Source organism: Muricoccus roseus, from assembly GCF_900141905.1.
Classification (GTDB): Bacteria; Pseudomonadota; Alphaproteobacteria; order Acetobacterales; family Acetobacteraceae; genus Roseomonas; species Roseomonas rosea.
Window position 1 is genome coordinate 263838 of record NZ_FQZF01000002.1, and the last position, 16205, is coordinate 280042.

A 16205-nucleotide genomic window follows, 5' to 3' on the forward strand; every position below is an offset into this window, starting at 1 on the left:
GCCGCCCTATACCGGCCGCGCCATGAGCACCACGCCCCTCCCGTTCCAGGACATGATCCTGGCGCTCCACGCCTTCTGGTCCAGGCAGGGCTGCGCCATCCTGCAGCCCTATGACATGGAAATGGGGGCAGGCACCTTCCATCCGGCCACCACGCTGCGCGCGCTGGGCCCCAAGCCCTGGCGGGCCGCCTATGTCCAGCCCAGCCGTCGCCCGACCGATGGCCGCTACGGCAAGAACCCCAATCGCTTGGGCGCCTACTACCAGTACCAGGTCATCATGAAGCCGAGCCCGCCCGATCCGCAGTCCCTGCTGATCGAGAGCTACCGGGCCATCGGCATCGACCCGATGCTCCATGACATCCGCTTCGTGGAGGATGACTGGGAGAGCCCGACGCTGGGCGCCTGGGGCCTGGGCTGGGAGGTATGGTGCGACGGGATGGAGGTGACGCAGTTCACCTATTTCCAGCAGGTCGGCGGCATTCCCTGCGCGGTGCCGTCCTGCGAGCTGACCTATGGTCTCGAGCGCCTGGCCATGTACATCCAGGGCGTGGAGAACGTGTACGACCTGGCCTTCAATTCGGCTGGCCTGACCTATGGCGACGTGTTCCTGCGGAACGAGCGCGAGTTCAGCGCCTATTCCTTCGAGCACGCGAACATCCCCGCGCTGTTCCGCCACTTCGCCGAGGCGGAGGAGGAGTGCAACGCCCTTTGCGACGCGAATCTTGCGCTGCCCGCCTATGACCAGTGCATCAAGGCCAGCCACAGCTTCAACCTGCTGGATGCGCGCGGCGCGATCAGCGTGACGGAGCGGGCCGCCTATATCGGCCGCGTCCGCGCCCTGGCGAAACGGTGCTGCGAAGGCTGGCTGGCGGGGGAGACGGCCTGATGCCCGAGCTCCTTCTCGAAATCCTCTCCGAGGAAATCCCGGCCCGCATGCAGGCCCGCGCCGCCGAGGATCTCGCGCGGCTTCTGGGCGAGGCGCTGAAGCCCGCCGGGCTGGGGATGACGGGCCTGCGCACGCTTCATGGCCCGCGCCGCATCGCCCTCATCGCCGAGCTGCCCGCCGCGACGCCCGCGAGCGAGCGCGAGGAGAAGGGCCCCCGCCTGGGCGCCCCCGAGGCCGCGCTGGGCGGCTTCGCCCGCAAGTTCTCCCTGCCGGAGGCCGCCGTGGCCGCCATGCGTGGCGCGACGGGGCCGGCGGAGGAGCCGGTCTATCAGGCGGAAGGGCTAACCATCATCGCCCGCGCCGAGAAGTCCGGCGCCTCCTTCCTGCTGCGGCTGGAGAACCCGGCGCGCTCCACCGCCGATGTGCTGGCCGAGGCGATCCCGGCGCTGATCCGGCGCTTCCCCTGGCCGAAATCCATGCGCTGGGGAACCTCGGAGCTGATCTGGGTGCGGCCGATGCAGCGCATCCTCTGCCTGCTGGACGGGGTGGTGGTGCCCTTCGCCCTGGCCGATGCGGCGGATGACGCGCATGGGCTGCGCTCCGCCGATGTGACGGAGGGGCATCGCATCCAGTCCCCCGGCGCCTTCAGCGTCGCCTCCGCCGCCGCCTACGAGGCCGGGCTGCGCGAGCGTTCGGTCATCCCCGATGCCGCCGAGCGGGAGCGGATGATCGAGGCCGGCATCGCCGAGCTCGCGGCCGCGGAAGGGCTGGAGGTGGTGCCGGACCGCGGGCTGCTGGCCGAGGTGGCCGGGCTGGTGGAATGGCCCGTGCCGCTGCTGGGCCGGATCGACGAAGACTTCATGGATCTTCCGCCCGAGCTGATGCGGACGACCATGCGCGTGAACCAGCGCTACTTCGCCCTGCGCCACCCGGACGGCCGGGCGGCGGCACGCTTCGCGCTGGTGGCCAATATCGCGGCGGTGGATGGCGGCGCCGCCATCGTCGGCGGCAATGAGCGCGTGCTGCGCGCCCGGCTTTCCGACGCGCGCTTCTTCTGGGACCTGGACCGCAAGCAGAGCCTGGAATCCTTCCTGCCGAAGCTCGATTCCGTGGTGTTCCACGCCCGGCTGGGCACCCAGGGCGACCGCGTGCGGCGGCTGGAGCGTCTGGCGCGCCATATCGCGCCCAAGGTCGGCGCCGAGCCGGATCTCGCGGGCCGCGCCGCGCGTCTGGCCAAGGCCGATCTCGCCTCCGGCATGGTCGGCGAGTTCCCGGAGCTGCAAGGGGTGATGGGCCGCTACTACGCCCTGCATGGCGGGGAGGATCTGCGCGTGGCCGAGGCCATCGGCGCGCATTACCGCCCGCTCGGCCCGGGCGATGCCGTGCCCTCCGAGCCCGTCGCGATCGCCGTGGCACTGGCGGACAAGCTGGACCAGCTTGCCGGCTTCTTCGCGGCCGATGAGCGCCCGACCGGCTCGGGCGATCCCTATGCGCTGCGCCGCGCCGCGCTCGGCGTCATCCGTATCATCCGCGAGAACGGGCTGCGCCTTTCGCTCGCCGATGCGGTGGCCGAGGCCTTCTTCGGCTATCCCATGGCCCAGGGCACGACCGCCTCGCCGGAATTCGGCATGGCGGTGGCGGCCGAGCGCATGAATGCCGGCTGGAAGCCGCCCGCCGAATCGGCCCACCCGCCGATGGTGGCCGCCTTCGCGCAGGGGGTGGTGGAGTTCCTCGCCGAGCGCCTGCGCGTGCAGATGCGGGCCGAGGGGCTGCGTCACGATCTCGTGGCCGCCGCCTTCGGCACCTCGGGCGATGACGACCTGAACCGCCTGCTCGCCCGTGCTGATGCGCTGCGCGACTTCCTCTCCACCCACGAGGGGACGGACCTGGTGGCGGCCTATCGCCGCGCCGCCAACATCCTGAGAATCGAGGAAAAGAAGGACGGGCGGAGCTACGCGCCCGCGATCGAGCCGAACCTCCTCCGCGCAGCGGAGGAGAAGGCCCTGGCGGCGGCGCTGGAAGCCGCCCGCCCGGCTGTCCGCGCAGCCCTGTCCCGCGAGGACTTCGCGGGCGCCATGGCGGCCCTTGCTCCGCTCCGCAGCCCGGTCGATGCCTTCTTCGACCGGGTGACGGTCAACGACCCGGATAGGGAGTTGCGCGGGAACCGGCTAGGCTTGCTGGCGTTGCTGCGCGGCGCCATGGACGAAGTCGCCGACATCGCGCGCATCGAGGCTTGAGGGAACAGGTCATGACAAGCTGGGTCTATGGCTTCGGGGCTGGCCGCAATGATGGCCGGGCCGACATGCGGAACCTGCTGGGTGGCAAGGGTGCCAACCTGGCGGAGATGGCCTCCATCGGCCTGCCCGTGCCGCCCGGCTTCACCATCACCACCGAGGTCTGCACCTACTTCACCGAGAAGGGCGGCACCTATCCCGAGGACCTGGACGGCCAGGTGAAGGCCGCGCTCGCCCGGGTGGAGGAGGCGGTCGGGGCAAGGTTCGGCGATGCGGCGAATCCGCTGCTCGTTTCCGTCCGCTCCGGTGCCCGCGTCTCCATGCCCGGCATGATGGACACGGTCCTCAACCTCGGCCTGAACGACGAGACGGTGAAGGGGCTGGAGAAGGCTTCGGGCGATGCGCGCTTCGCCTGGGACAGCTATCGCCGCTTCATCCAGATGTACGGCTCCGTGGTGCTCGGCGTGGATCATCACCGCTTCGAGGAGATCATCGAGGAGGCGAAGCTCGACCGCGGGGTGCATGAGGACACGCATCTCACCCCCGAGGACTGGCAGCGCGTGGCCGCGCAGTACAAGGACATGGTGCGCGAGGTCACGGGCGCCGACTTCCCGATGGACCCCTGGGCGCAGCTCTGGGGCGCGATCGGCGCGGTGTTCGGCTCCTGGATGAACCAGCGCGCCATCACCTATCGCCGGCTGCACGACATCCCCGCCGACTGGGGCACGGCCGTGAACGTCCAGGCCATGGTCTTCGGCAATATGGGCGACGACTGCGCGACCGGCGTCTGCTTCACGCGCGACCCGTCCACCGGCGAGAACGTCTTCTACGGCGAATACCTCATCAACGCCCAGGGCGAGGATGTGGTGGCCGGCATCCGCACGCCGCAGCCGATGAGCGAGGCCCGCGCCAAGCCCGGCGAACGCAGCATGGAGGCGGCGATGCCCGCTGCCTATGCCGAGCTGGTGCAGGTGCGCGCCACGCTCGAGAAGCACTATGCGGACATGCAGGACATCGAGTTCACGGTCCAGCGCAACAAGCTCTACATGCTGCAGACCCGCAACGGGAAGCGGACCGCGGCGGCCTCGCTCAAAATCGCCGTGGACATGGCGAATGAGGGGCTGATCGACCGCACCGAGGCCGTGCGCCGGGTGAATCCGGGCTCGCTCGACCAGCTGCTGCACCCGACGTTGGACCCGAACGCGCCGCGCAAGCTGCTCTCCCGCGGCCTGCCGGCCTCGCCGGGCGCGGCCAGCGGCGTGGTGGTGTTCTCGGCGGATGAGGCCGAGGCACGCGCGGCCAAGGGCGAGGCGGTCATCCTCGTCCGCATCGAGACCTCGCCCGAGGACATCCACGGCATGCACGCGGCCCGCGGCATCCTCACCACGCGCGGCGGCATGACCAGCCACGCGGCGGTGGTGGCGCGCGGCATGGGCCGGCCCTGCGTGGCCGGTGCCGGCGGCATCGTGGTGGACTACGCCTCCCAAATCCTCGCCGCTGGCGGCGTGCAGGTGCAGGCGGGCGAGACCATTACGCTGGATGGCGCGACCGGCGAGGTCTTCTCCGGCACCGTGGCCATGGTGGAGCCGAAGCTCTCCGGCGATTTCGAGACGCTGATGAGCTGGGCCGACGAGGTACGCCGCCTGAAGGTGCGCGCGAATGCCGAGACGCCGCTGGATGCCGACACCGCCCGCAAGTTCGGCGCGGAGGGCATCGGCCTCTGCCGCACCGAGCACATGTTCTTCGACCCCTCGCGCATCTCGGCCGTGCGGCAGATGATCATGAGCGAGACGGAAGGCGGCCGCCGCGACGCGCTGGCCAAGCTGCTGCCTTTCCAGCGCGACGACTTCGTGGAGCTGTTCCGCATCATGGCGGGCCTGCCCGTCACGATCCGCCTGCTCGACCCACCGCTGCACGAGTTCCTTCCCCACAAGGAGGAGGAGCTGGCCGAGGTGGCGGAGAGCCTGGGTGCCGATCTCGCGACCATGAAGCGCCGCGCCGCCGACCTCTCGGAAGCGAATCCCATGCTCGGCCATCGCGGCTGCCGCCTGGCGATGACCTATCCCGAGATCGCGGAGATGCAGGCCCGCGCCATCTTCGAGGCGGCGGTGATCGTGGCGAAGGAAGCCGGCAAGGCCCCGGTGCCCGAGATCATGATCCCGCTGGTTGCCACGAAGAAGGAGCTGGAGATCAGCCACGCGCAGATCGACAAGGTCGCCAAGGAGGTGTTCGCCGAGGCCGGCGTCACCATCGAATACCTGGTCGGCACCATGATCGAGCTGCCCCGCGCCTGCCTCACGGCCGACCGCATCGCCGAGACGGCCGACTTCTTCTCCTTCGGCACCAACGACCTGACGCAGACCACCTTCGGCCTGTCGCGCGACGATGCCGGCAAGTTCCTGCCCTTCTATGTCGAGAAGGGCATCCTGCCGAAGGACCCCTTCGTCTCCATCGACGTGGACGGCGTGGGCGCGCTGGTGAAGATCGCGGCGGAGAAGGGGCGGGCGACGAAACCGGGCCTCAAGCTCGGCATCTGCGGCGAGCATGGCGGCGACCCGGCCTCGATCGGGTTCTGCGAGACGGTCGGGCTGGATTACGTCTCCTGCTCGCCCTACCGCGTGCCGGTCGCGCGGCTGGCGGCGGCCCAGGCGGCGCTGGCCAATGAGAAGCCGGCCATGGCCGACCGCACGGCCTGAGGCGAATCCTTCTGGGGAGAGGCTTAGCCCTCTCCCCAAACACCCCCCGCGCCGGGCTCCCCGGCGCAGGGAAAGGTCGCTCCCCGAGGGGCTGCTAGACCGCCAGTTCCAGCATCACCGGCACATGGTCGCTGGTCTGCACCCAGTCCCGCGCATCCTTCAGCACGGCGTGGCGGCGCAGTGAGCCGGCGAGGTCCTGGCTCACCCACATATGGTCCAGCCGCCGGCCGCGATCCGAGGCGCGCCAGTCCTTCGCGCGGTAGGACCACCATGTGTAGAGCTTCTGGTCCGCCGGCACGAAGTGGCGGAGCGCGTCGTACCAGTCGCCCGCCGCCTGCCAGCGCGTCATCGCCTCCACCTCCACGGGGGTGTGGGAGACGATGCCGACCATCTGCTTGTGGCTCCACACATCGTGCTCAAGCGGCGCGATGTTGAGGTCGCCCACCAGCACAGAGCGGCGGGCGGGACCGCGCCCGGCCGTCCAATCCGTGACCTCGGCCACGAAATCCAGCTTATGGGCGAATTTCGGGTTCACCGCCGCGTCCGGCACATCGCCGCCGGCGGGCACGTAGAAATTGTGCACCTCCAAGGGGCCACCCGGCAGATCCACCGCGACGCCGAGATGGCGGCAGTCCCCCTTGCCGCACCAGTCCTTCCCGTCGGGCAAACGGGCGAGGGGCAGGCGGGAGAGGACGGCGACGCCGTTATACCCCTTCATCCCCGTGATGATCCGGTGGGTGAAGCCCAGCGCCTCCGCCGCCTCATGCGGGAAGTGCTCGTCCGGCGTCTTCGTCTCCTGCAGGCACAGGACGTCCGGGTTCAGCTCCTCCATCAACTGGCGGAGGAGCGGCGCGCGCAGGCGGACGGAGTTGATGTTCCAGGTGGCCACGCGCAGCGGCGTGGCCCCCGGCTTCGTCTCGGCCATCGGCCGGATCAAACCACCCGCACCGTGACGGTGCCCACGCCTTCGACCATGCCCTCCAGCAGGTCGCCCTTCTGCACGGCGGCCACGTTCTCGGGCGTGCCGGTCATGATCAGGTCACCCGGGGCGAGGCGCACGAGGCGGGAGAGGTTGGCGATCACCTCCGGCACGGACCAGATCATCTTCGAAAGGTCGGAGGTCTGGCGGACCTGGCCGTTCACCTTCAGCTCGATCAGGCCCTGGCCCGGATTCACCTCGCCGGCCGGCACCAGCTCGCCCATCGGGGCGGAATGGTCGAAGCCCTTGCCCATGTCCCAGGGGCGGCCGGTCTTCTTCGCGGCGTTCTGCAGGTCACGGCGGGTCATGTCGAGGCCGGCGCAATAGCCCCAGACATGGTTCAGCGCGTCCGCCTCGGCGATGTCGCTACCGCCGACTCCGACGGCGACGACGAGCTCCATCTCGTGGTGCAGCTCCTTGGTCTCGGTGGGGTATGGCATGTCGGCGCCATTGATCACCACCGCGTCGGCGGGCTTGGTGAAGTAGAAGGGCGGCTCGCGGTCGGGGTCGCTGCCCATCTCGCGCGCATGCTCGGCGTAGTTGCGGCCCACGCAGAAGATACGCCGCACGGGGAAGAGGCCGCCGCCGCGCACGGGCAGGGCGGTGACGGGCGGCGGGGCGATGACGTAGTCGGCCATGGGACGATCCGATCCGGTTCCGGGAACGGCCGAAGGATATAGGGCGGTCCCGGTGGCGCGGATAGCGGCTGGGATGCCACGGCACCGGACAAGAGGCGGGCTGCTGCAACCGATGCGCGCAGCCGCGGTTCCCACTATGCCGGGCCAAAAAAGGAGGCGCCCGGTGAGGGGGGTCACCGGGCGCCGGTACGCTGTTCCGATCGGAGTAGTCTCAGGTCGGGTGAGCCGGCAGGGGATACCGGGACACCGCCGGTCTTAACGACCGGCAGAGAAACATTACCCATATCCACAGGCGAAATGCAAAGCCGAGAGGCGATTTGGCGATCACAGGCGTGTGAGAGTCGCGCGAAAGCACCCGCGGGCGTGGCTTCGCACCCCGGTAGCCCTGCGTCCTATTCGGCGGCGACGGACAGCCGCATCGTCTCCTCAGGGGAGCGCCGCTGGGCGAACTCCCTCGCGGCCTCCCCAAAACGGTCGAAAATGCGCCGTGACAGGTCGTCTCGCTCCCAATCATATTCCGGATGCCATTGCACACCGAGGGCGAAGCCGGCGGCGGCATCAATGCTCGCGGCCTCGATCGTTCCGTCCGGGGCCCAGGCCTCGGGCCTCAGCCGCGGGGCCGCGCGGGCCACGCCCTGGTTGTGAAGGGAATTTACGGGAACGGCGGCCGGGTCGTAGTCCAGCCCTGACCAGAGCTGGGCCAGGCCGCTACCGGCGGCCACCCGCACGGGATGAGCCTTGCCGGTCCGCACCCGGGCAATCGTCTGGTCCGAGGGCGTGGAGTGATCCATCCGCCCCTCCATGTCCTGGATACGCTGGTCGAGCGAGCCGCCCAGGGCAACGTTCAGCTCCTGGAAGCCGCGGCAGATCGCGAGAAGAGGCACGCCGGCGGCGACCGCGGCGCGGATCAGGGGGAGGGTGGTCGAGTCCCGCGCCTGGTCCTCCGGGGTCCCCTCGGCATGGTTCGGGCCGTCGTAATAGACCGGGCACACATTGGAGCGGCTGCCCGTCAGGAGCAGGCCATCGAGGCGGGAGAGGAGTTCGCGGGACACCTCCTCGCCGGCGGCGGGGAGGAGCACCGGCATGCCGCCCACCGGGCCGAGCACGACGCGAACATAGTGGTCCGACGCCGCGTGGTTCGGCATCCCGGAGGGGCCGAAGGGCTTCACGCAGCAGGAGATACCGATCAGGGGCCGCATGGACGCCTATGTTGCAGCCGCACCATGGCACCTTCAAGGCAGAAGACGTCCGGACGGCGCGCCGATTCGGCGGGGCAGGGCCGCCCTGACGGAAACCGGGGTTAGTTGTTGTCGACCGGTCCGCGGAGGAAGCGAGGGTCGTTGAAGTCGAAGCTCGCGCGGTCCAGCCGCACCCCGGTCTCGATCGCCGAGAGGGTGACGCGGGTGGTGCGGCCCTGGCCATCCACCACCAGCCACTGGCGCAGTTCCAGCGGGTCGTTGGCGAAGACGAGGGTCAGGCGGCCCTCGCCGGGACTGCTCGTCCGGAAGAGGGTAACCCGCAGGAGCCCCTGCTCCCGCTGCAGTCCGGTGACGGTGACATCGCCGGAGAGGGTGATCCTGTCCCGGAGCAGGATGCCGAGCGGCGTGGACCCCACCGGCACGATGGAGGGCTGCCGCAGCTCCTTGTCGTAATGCAAGAACTGGCCGTTATTCGCGATCAGCATCAGCGGCTCGGGCGGGTCGTAGTCGAAGCGCATCCGGCCCGGCCGCCAGATGAGGGCGGTGCCCTGCGCCGTGGCGCCGTTCTGGGCGATCTGGATGAAGCGGGCCCGCAAGGTGGTCAGGCCGTTGAGATAGGCCTCGACCCGCTGGAGATCCGCCCGGTCCCGCGCGGAGAGGGCGGCCTGGGCGAGGGCAGGGCCCCCGGGGGCCAGGAGGGCAGGGGTCAGCAGGGCAAGGCTGGAGAGAAGATGGCGTCGACGCATCGCCGCGAGATGGCGCCGCGCGCCCCGGAGGGGAAGAGGTCCGCGCAACACCTGTACGTTAACCGGAACGCAACGCGCAGCGGCCTTTCCTTCCGGGATGGACATCCTGGCCCCCGAGCGCGATTCCGCACCTGTCCTTCCCCCCCCAATCCTTCCCTGGGGGGCGGCCCTCCCTGCGCAGCCGGCGCGCCGCACGGGGGATGTGGCGCCGCCGGCGCACCCGCCGGCCGCGGTGGTGGTGGTGCCCGTGCCGCCCGGGCATGTCCGTTCCCTGAAGTCGGTGCTGTCCTCCCTGGCAGCGTCTCGGACCGCCGGAGGGCTCCCGGCGGCTCCGGGCGCGCTGGCCGTGCTGATCCTCGCCGCCGATCCCGAGGCCCTCTCCATCGCCGAGGCCACGGCGCCGGACTACCCCTTCCCGCTGCGGGTGGAGGCGGGGCCGGGCGACGCCGTGCTGGCCATCCGGCGGGCGGGCGCCTGGGCCACGGCGCTCGGTGCCCCGGGCGCGCCCGTTCTGATCGCCGACCGCGGGCAGCCGGTCTCGCCGCGCTGGGCCTATGATCTTCTCTGCGCCTTGCGGGACGGGGCAGACCTCGTCACCCGCAGGGCGGGTGTGTTCGAGCGGCTGCTGGGCGGGCCGGTGCCGCCCGTCGCCCTCTCGGGCCGTGCCCAATGGGCGATGGAGCGATGGTCTTCCGGAGGGCTGGCGCGGCGTGGTGCGGCCTGGACGGAGCGGGATTCGCCCTGGCGCCGCCCCGCTCGGGCCGGGCTGCGTGCCGTCGCGGCCTGACCAGTCCCTGCCGGGTCGAGTGCGCGCCGGACCGAAGAGCACGCTGGACAGAGCGGCCCGCTGCCCCGAGACTCGGGCGCGACAAGCGCGAGGTGAGTGGTGCGGGGTAGGATCGGCGAGGACCAGGTGGTGGAGCTGGCCGAGATGTTCCGGCTGATGAGCGATCCCACGCGCCTCAGCATCATCCTGGCCTGCCTGGACGCCCCGGCCTCGGTCGGCGAGATGGCCGAGCGGATCGGAATCTCCGGCAGCCTCGTGTCCCACCATCTCCGGCTGCTCCGCGCCGCCCGGCTGCTCCAGGCGGACCGGCGGGGGCGGCAGGTCTTCTATGCCGTGATGGACGAGCACATCCGCTCCATGCTGACAGACATGGTGGACCATGTGGCGGAGGGCGAGGCGGAAGGCGAGGTGGTGGCCTCCAATTGAGAGGCGCTCGCAAGTAAATCACAAGTACCCGCCGCACTTTACGGCCCGTCATGCGCCCCAATCTTGTGCGGGGCGTCGCCGCGTGATTAGTGTCCGGTTGCGTTCCGCACCGCCACTGCGCGGGGGCGGAAACCGGCCGGCGCGTTCGCGCCGGGCGGAGGAATTTGGAGCGGCGCGTGGCCGCCCGGCGTGCGGTGCGCCCGGGTGGAACACCGGATCAGGACGGCGGAATGCGGCGGATTCTCTCGACAGCCCTGGCTCTGGCCCTGGGTGGCATGGTGACGGGGGGTGCCGCGCTGGCGCAGTCGCCCCCGCCCACCCCCACGGGCGAGGCCATCGGGGCCCCCACGAATTGGGCGATGGGCCTGCAGGAGGCTTTCGGGCCGCTGAAGGTCGCCATCCATGACTTCAACGACCTCGTCCTCTACATCATCATCGGCATCGTCATCTTCGTGGCGGCGCTGCTGGCCTGGGTGATCTGGCGCTACGACGCCCGCCGCAACCCCGTGCCGTCCCGCACGAGCCACCACACCATGCTCGAGATCGCCTGGACCGTGGTGCCGGTGCTGATCCTGCTGGTCATCGCCATCCCGTCCTTCCGCCTCATCTATTACGAGGACCGGGCGCGCGATGCCGACCTGACGATCAACGTGCAGGGGCGCCAGTGGTACTGGCACTACACCTACCCGGATAACGGCAACTTCTCCTTCGACAGCTATCCCGTCGCCGAGGCGGACCTGAAGCCGGGCCAGATCCGGAACCTGTCGGTGGACAACCCGCTGGTCGTGCCCGTCGGCGCCACCATCCGGGTGATGACCACCGGGCACGACGTGATCCACAGCTTCTTCGTGCCCAGCCTGGGCGTGCAGAAGTATACCATCCCCGGCCGCACCATGGAGACCTGGATGCGCGCCGACCGGGAAGGCGTCTTCTACGGGCAGTGCAACCAGATCTGCGGCCAGAACCACTGGTTCATGCCCATCGCGGTCCGCGCCGTGCCGCGCGCCGAATTCGACACCTGGGTGGCCCAGGCCCGCACCCGCTTCGCCGAGGGCCAGGGCCCCGGCTGGCCGGAGCGTGACCGGACCACCGAGGTCGCCAGTATCACCGATTCCTCTGCGGAGGTCCGCCGTTAAGGCGGCCTGACAGGAAGAACACCATGGCGCACGCTGCGCACGACAGCCATCACGGTCACGACGACCACAACCACGCCCCCGGTTTCGTGGCGCGCTGGTTCTTCTCGACCAATCACAAGGACATCGGCAGCCTCTACATCATCTTCGCGGTGCTGGCGGCCTTCGTCGGCATCGGCCTGTCCATGCTGATGCGCCTGGAGCTGCAGGCGCCCGGCATGCAGTTCTTCGCCGACGGACAGATGTGGAACGTGGCCGTCACCGCCCATGGCGTGCTGATGGTCTTCTACGTGGTCATGCCCGCCTTGATCGGCGGCTTCGGCAACTGGTTCGTGCCGATCATGATCGGCGCGCCGGACATGGCCTTCCCGCGCCTGAACAACATCTCCTTCTGGCTGCTGGTCCCGGCCCTGGGCCTGACGGTTGCCAGCCTCTTCGTCGGCGGTGCCGGCACGGGCTGGACGCTCTACCCGCCGCTGGCCGACAGCCAGTACCAGGGCGGCCCGGGCCTCGACATGGCCCTGTTCGGCCTGCACCTGGCCGGCGCCTCCTCCATCCTCGGCGCCGCCAACTTCATCACCACCATCTTCAACATGCGCGCCCCGGGCATGACGCTGCACAAGATGCCGCTCTTCGTCTGGGCGATGCTCGTCACCGCCTTCCTGCTGCTGCTCTCCGTGCCCGTCCTCGGCGGCGCGATCACCATGCTGATCACGGACCGCAACTTCGGCACGGCCTTCTTCAAGCCCGAGGGCGGCGGCGACCCGGTGCTGTTCCAGCACCTGTTCTGGTTCTTCGGCCACCCCGAAGTCTACATCATGATCCTGCCGGCCTTCGGCATCGTCTCCCACGTCCTGTCCACCTTCAGCCGCAAGCCGATCTTCGGCTATCTCGGCATGGCCTACGCCATGGTCGCGATCGGCGTGGTGGGCTTCGTGGTCTGGGCGCACCACATGTTCACCTCCGGCATCTCGGTGGACACGCGGGCCTACTTCATGGCTGCGACGATGATCATCGCCGTCCCCACGGGCATCAAGATCTTCTCCTGGATCGCAACGATGTGGGGCGGGTCGCTGGAGTTCAAGACGCCGATGCTCTTCGCCATCGGCTTCGTCTTCCTCTTCACCGTCGGCGGCGTCACGGGCGTGAAGCTCGCCAATGCCGGCGTCGATGTGATCCTGCACAACACCTATTACGTCATCGCGCACTTCCACTACGTGCTGTCGCTGGGTGCCGTCTTCGGGATCTATGCCGGCTTCTACTACTGGATCGGCAAGATGAGCGGCTACCAGTACTCGGAACTGCTCGGGAAGATCCATTTCTGGCTCACCTTCGTGGGCGTGAACCTGACCTTCTTCCCCATGCACTTCCTGGGTGCGCAGGGCATGCCCCGCCGCTATCCGGACTATCCGGATGCGTTTACGGGCTGGAACGTGGTTGCCTCCATGGGCGCGTACATCTCCGGCATCTCCTTCCTCTTCTTCATCTATGTCGTGGCCGACCTCTTCCTGAAGAAGCGGGCCGCTGCCGCGAACCCCTGGGGCGAGGGCGCGACGACGCTGGAGTGGCAGGTGGCTTCCCCGCCGCCCTTCCACACCTTCGACGAGCTGCCCCGGATCCGCTGATCCGTGCCGCTTCCCCGTTGCGGTCCGATGCCGCGGGGCGATATGTAGCGTCACCATGAGTGACCTGATTGAGAGGGGGGCCACGGCCCCCCTCGACGTTTCTGCCGACTGGTCGGAGCTGCGCGACTGGGTCGCGCTCCTCAAGCCCCGAGTCATGACCCTGGTGGTCTTCACCGGCCTTGTCGGCATGCTGGTGGCGCCGGGGCGCATCCACCCCTTCCTGGGCGCGGTCGCGATCCTCTGCATCGCGCTCGGCGCCGGTGCGGCGGGCTGCATCAACATGTGGTACGACCGCGATATTGACGCGGTGATGCGCCGCACCCTGCGCCGCCCCATTCCCGCCGGCCGCATCGCGCCGGAGGCCGCCCTGGCCTTCGGGGTCTTCCTCTCCGCCCTTTCCGTGATGCTGATGGGGCTGGCCACCAACCCCGTCGCGGGCGCCTGGCTGGCCGGGTCCATCCTCTTCTACGTTTTCGTCTACACCATGTGGCTGAAGCGCCGCACGCCGCAGAACATCGTCATCGGTGGCGCGGCGGGCGCCTTTCCCCCCGTGATCGGCTGGGCCGCGGTGACGGGCGGGGTGGATGCGCTGCCGCTCATCCTCTTCGCCATCGTCTTCGTCTGGACGCCCCCGCATTTCTGGTCACTGAGCCTCTGGGCGCATGACGACTACCAGCGGGCGGGCGTCCCGATGCTGCCGGTGGTCTCGGGTGCGCGGGAGACGCGGCGCCAGATCATGCTCTACACCCTCATCCTCGCCCCGCTGGGCCTGCTGCCCACCTTGCTGGGCCTGGCTGGCTGGGTTTATGGGGCGGTGGCGCTCTCCCTGGGCGCGGGCTTCCTGCTGCATGCCTGGCGCGTGCTGCGGGAGAAGCAGGACGCCGCCGGGGTGAGCCTGGAGGGGGACAAGGCCGCGCGGGCCGCCTTCCGCTTCTCCCTGCTGCATCTCGCCGGTCTCTTCGGCGCCCTGGCACTCGATCATTGGCTGCGCCTTGCCGGGGTGATCAGCTGATGGAGACGGCACTCATGACCAAGGAAGAGGAGGCGGCCTTCATCCGCCGCCGCCGCGTGCGCAACATCGCCATGATCGTGGTGCTGATCGCCCTGGTGGTCCTTTTCTATTTCATCACCGTGGCCAAGATCACCTCCTCGCTGGGTTGAGGAAGAAGGGGACGATGGACCGTCAGGACGCTCTCGCCCGCCGCAATCGCCGCGTGGGCTTTGCCGCCTTCGGCACGGTCGCCGGCATGGTTGGCCTCTCCTTCGCCGCCGTGCCGCTCTACGACATGTTCTGCCGGATGACCGGTTATAACGGCACGGTGCAGACCGGCGGCCCGGCTGCCCCCGGCGCCGTGGAGCGGCAGGTCACCGTCCGCTTCGCCGCGACCACCCATCCCTCGCTGCCCTGGCGGTTCGAGGCGGCCCAGAACGCCATGCCCGTGCATCTGGGCGAGCAGGGCCTCGCCTTCTACCGCGCCGCCAACCCGGCCGCCGTCCCGGTCGAGGGCGTGGCGACCTACAACGTCACCCCCGAGGTGGTGGGCAAGTATTTCCACAAGACCGCCTGCTTCTGCTTCGACGCGCAGACCCTGCAGCCCGGCCAGTCCGTGGAGATGCCGGTGAGCTTCTGGGTCGATCCGGCCATGGCGCAGGACCCCAACACCCGGGACATCCGGACCATCACGCTGAACTACACCTTCTTCCGCACCCTGGCCGATGCGGAGAAGGCGGGCGTGCTCGCCAGCGCCGGCCCGCATGTCGGGCGCGGGAGCGTGACGCGGTAAGGACGCGGTTCCGCCCGCCGAACCCTTGATCCCCGCATCCGTTTGCGGGATTGATGGGCCGAGACTCCACGGGGCCCAGCCCCGCATCACCAGGACGCGCGATGGCTTCCCTCGACACCACCACGGCCGACATCTCGCTCGACCCGACCGAGCCGCCGCCGCCGAACAAGCACCCGTACCATCTGGTGGATCCGTCCCCCTGGCCGATGGTCGCGTCCTTCTCGGCCGGGTGCCTGCTGCTCGGCATCATCATGTTCGCCCATTACAACATCCACTGGGTGTTGGGCCTTGGCCTGCTCGGCGTGCTTGCCTCCATGTTCTTCTGGTGGCGCGACGTGATCCGCGAGGCCAAGACGCCGGGGCTCCATACCCCGATCGTCCGCATCGGCCTGCGCTACGGCATGGCGCTGTTCATCGCCTCCGAGGTGATGTTCTTCGTCGCCTTCTTCTGGGCCTACTTCCACTTCGCCCTCTACCCCGAGCACGTCGCCGGCGCCGAGACCGCGATCTGGCCGCCGAAGGGCATCCTGACCTTCGACCCCTTCGGCCTGCCCTTCCTGAACACCATGATCCTGCTGCTCTCGGGCTGCACGGTGACCTGGGCGCATCACGCGCTGATCGAGAATGACCGCAAGGGCATGATCCAGGGCCTGACCCTGACCGTCGTGCTCGGCATGTTTTTCACCTTTCTCCAGGCAGTCGAGTATGCGGAGGCCCCCTTCGCCTTCAGCGGCGGCGGGATCTATCCCTCCACCTTCTTCCTGGCCACCGGCTTCCACGGCTTCCACGTGATCGTCGGCACCATCTTCCTGGCTGTCTGCCTCTTCCGTGCCATCCGGGGCGACTTCACCCCGCGCCGGCATTTCGGCTTTGAGGCGGCGGCCTGGTACTGGCACTTCGTGGACGTGGTTTGGCTCTTCCTCTTCGTCTGCATCTATCTCTGGGGCGCGGGCGAGATCGCCCACCACTGACCTCTCCAGGGCTCACCAACCGAACCCCGTCCGGCCCGCCGGGCGGGGTTCGTCGTTGGGGCTGGCGCTCCTGAGGCGCAGTTCCGCCCCGCATAGGAAGG

Annotated in this window: 15 protein-coding genes; 11 read left to right on the top strand and 4 right to left on the bottom strand. The window is 69.3% G+C overall.

Translation table 11 applies throughout. The annotated features are described in order from the left end of the window. Positions 1–22 precede the first annotated feature (22 nt). From BUB97_RS01275 to ppdK, 3 genes are read left to right on the top strand one after another with little or no spacing between them, the layout of a single operon-like run. A complete protein-coding gene (locus BUB97_RS01275; RefSeq protein ID WP_073130532.1) occupies positions 23–886 on the top strand; it encodes a glycine--tRNA ligase subunit alpha in 864 nt (287 codons plus the stop codon). Continuing rightward, positions 886–3123 carry a glycine--tRNA ligase subunit beta gene (glyS, locus tag BUB97_RS01280; RefSeq protein WP_073130534.1) on the top strand — a complete coding sequence of 746 codons (2238 nt, stop codon included), beginning with the start codon at positions 886–888 and terminating at the stop codon, positions 3121–3123. Before BUB97_RS01275 ends, glyS begins: the two co-directional genes overlap by 1 nt. Before the next feature lie 11 nt (positions 3124–3134). After that, positions 3135–5816, top strand: coding sequence for a pyruvate, phosphate dikinase (gene ppdK, locus BUB97_RS01285; protein ID WP_073130535.1), 2682 nt, complete (start codon positions 3135–3137; stop codon positions 5814–5816). A 94-nt stretch (positions 5817–5910) separates the two neighbouring features. Here the strand turns inward: ppdK and BUB97_RS01290 are convergent, their stop codons facing one another. The 4 genes from BUB97_RS01290 to BUB97_RS01305 all read right to left on the bottom strand — a co-directional run bounded on the left by BUB97_RS01290 (position 5911) and on the right by BUB97_RS01305 (position 9378). Then, positions 5911–6741, bottom strand: coding sequence for an exodeoxyribonuclease III (locus BUB97_RS01290; RefSeq protein WP_073130537.1), 831 nt, complete (start codon positions 6739–6741; stop codon positions 5911–5913). 8 nt (positions 6742–6749) lie between these two features. Next, positions 6750–7433, bottom strand: coding sequence for a fumarylacetoacetate hydrolase family protein (locus tag BUB97_RS01295; RefSeq protein WP_073130539.1), 684 nt, complete (start codon positions 7431–7433; stop codon positions 6750–6752). Positions 7434–7825: 392 nt separating this feature from the next. Next, positions 7826–8632 carry a gamma-glutamyl-gamma-aminobutyrate hydrolase family protein gene (locus tag BUB97_RS01300; RefSeq protein ID WP_073130541.1) on the bottom strand — a complete coding sequence of 269 codons (807 nt, stop codon included), beginning with the start codon at positions 8630–8632 and terminating at the stop codon, positions 7826–7828. A gap of 101 nt (positions 8633–8733) precedes the next feature. Further along, on the bottom strand, positions 8734–9378 hold the full coding sequence (locus BUB97_RS01305; protein ID WP_073131069.1) for a LolA family protein: 645 nt from the start codon (positions 9376–9378) through the stop codon (positions 8734–8736). 202 nt (positions 9379–9580) lie between these two features. Between BUB97_RS01305 and BUB97_RS01310 the strand changes: the two genes are divergently transcribed. The 8 genes from BUB97_RS01310 to BUB97_RS01340 all read left to right on the top strand — a co-directional run bounded on the left by BUB97_RS01310 (position 9581) and on the right by BUB97_RS01340 (position 16104). Then, positions 9581–10165, top strand: a complete 585-nt coding sequence (locus tag BUB97_RS01310; RefSeq protein ID WP_139281273.1) for a hypothetical protein — start codon at positions 9581–9583, stop codon at positions 10163–10165. A gap of 99 nt (positions 10166–10264) precedes the next feature. Next, positions 10265–10591 (top strand): ArsR/SmtB family transcription factor, encoded by a 327-nt coding sequence (locus BUB97_RS01315; RefSeq protein WP_245818120.1) that lies wholly within the window; start codon positions 10265–10267, stop codon positions 10589–10591. Positions 10592–10821: 230 nt separating this feature from the next. After that, a complete protein-coding gene (coxB, locus tag BUB97_RS01320) occupies positions 10822–11727 on the top strand; it encodes a cytochrome c oxidase subunit II (RefSeq protein WP_086061789.1) in 906 nt (301 codons plus the stop codon). A 23-nt stretch (positions 11728–11750) separates the two neighbouring features. Next, positions 11751–13349 (top strand): cytochrome c oxidase subunit I, encoded by a 1599-nt coding sequence (gene ctaD, locus BUB97_RS01325; RefSeq protein ID WP_073130548.1) that lies wholly within the window; start codon positions 11751–11753, stop codon positions 13347–13349. Positions 13350–13404: 55 nt separating this feature from the next. Then, positions 13405–14361, top strand: coding sequence for a heme o synthase (locus BUB97_RS01330; RefSeq protein ID WP_073130551.1), 957 nt, complete (start codon positions 13405–13407; stop codon positions 14359–14361). Between the two features lie 14 nt (positions 14362–14375). After that, positions 14376–14510 carry a hypothetical protein gene (locus BUB97_RS27150; RefSeq protein WP_277614014.1) on the top strand — a complete coding sequence of 45 codons (135 nt, stop codon included), beginning with the start codon at positions 14376–14378 and terminating at the stop codon, positions 14508–14510. A 14-nt stretch (positions 14511–14524) separates the two neighbouring features. After that, positions 14525–15133 carry a cytochrome c oxidase assembly protein gene (locus BUB97_RS01335; RefSeq protein ID WP_073130554.1) on the top strand — a complete coding sequence of 203 codons (609 nt, stop codon included), beginning with the start codon at positions 14525–14527 and terminating at the stop codon, positions 15131–15133. Between the two features lie 101 nt (positions 15134–15234). Next, positions 15235–16104, top strand: coding sequence for a cytochrome c oxidase subunit 3 (locus BUB97_RS01340; RefSeq protein ID WP_086061790.1), 870 nt, complete (start codon positions 15235–15237; stop codon positions 16102–16104). The last annotated feature ends 101 nt before the right edge of the window (positions 16105–16205 follow it).

Excerpts from the sequence above, each read along its gene's own strand:
- BUB97_RS01275 (WP_073130532.1), top strand. The coding sequence starts at position 23 with ATGAGCACCACGCCCCTCCCGTTCCAGGACATGATCCTGGCGCTCCAC.
- glyS (WP_073130534.1), top strand. The coding sequence starts at position 886 with ATGCCCGAGCTCCTTCTCGAAATCCTCTCCGAGGAAATCCCGGCCCGC.
- ppdK (WP_073130535.1), top strand. The coding sequence starts at position 3,135 with ATGACAAGCTGGGTCTATGGCTTCGGGGCTGGCCGCAATGATGGCCGG.
- BUB97_RS01290 (WP_073130537.1), bottom strand. The coding sequence starts at position 6,741 with ATGGCCGAGACGAAGCCGGGGGCCACGCCGCTGCGCGTGGCCACCTGG.
- BUB97_RS01295 (WP_073130539.1), bottom strand. The coding sequence starts at position 7,433 with ATGGCCGACTACGTCATCGCCCCGCCGCCCGTCACCGCCCTGCCCGTG.
- BUB97_RS01300 (WP_073130541.1), bottom strand. The coding sequence starts at position 8,632 with ATGCGGCCCCTGATCGGTATCTCCTGCTGCGTGAAGCCCTTCGGCCCC.
- BUB97_RS01305 (WP_073131069.1), bottom strand. The coding sequence starts at position 9,378 with ATGCGTCGACGCCATCTTCTCTCCAGCCTTGCCCTGCTGACCCCTGCC.
- coxB (WP_086061789.1), top strand. The coding sequence starts at position 10,822 with ATGCGGCGGATTCTCTCGACAGCCCTGGCTCTGGCCCTGGGTGGCATG.
- ctaD (WP_073130548.1), top strand. The coding sequence starts at position 11,751 with ATGGCGCACGCTGCGCACGACAGCCATCACGGTCACGACGACCACAAC.
- BUB97_RS01330 (WP_073130551.1), top strand. The coding sequence starts at position 13,405 with ATGAGTGACCTGATTGAGAGGGGGGCCACGGCCCCCCTCGACGTTTCT.
- BUB97_RS27150 (WP_277614014.1), top strand. The coding sequence starts at position 14,376 with ATGACCAAGGAAGAGGAGGCGGCCTTCATCCGCCGCCGCCGCGTGCGC.
- BUB97_RS01335 (WP_073130554.1), top strand. The coding sequence starts at position 14,525 with ATGGACCGTCAGGACGCTCTCGCCCGCCGCAATCGCCGCGTGGGCTTT.
- BUB97_RS01340 (WP_086061790.1), top strand. The coding sequence starts at position 15,235 with ATGGCTTCCCTCGACACCACCACGGCCGACATCTCGCTCGACCCGACC.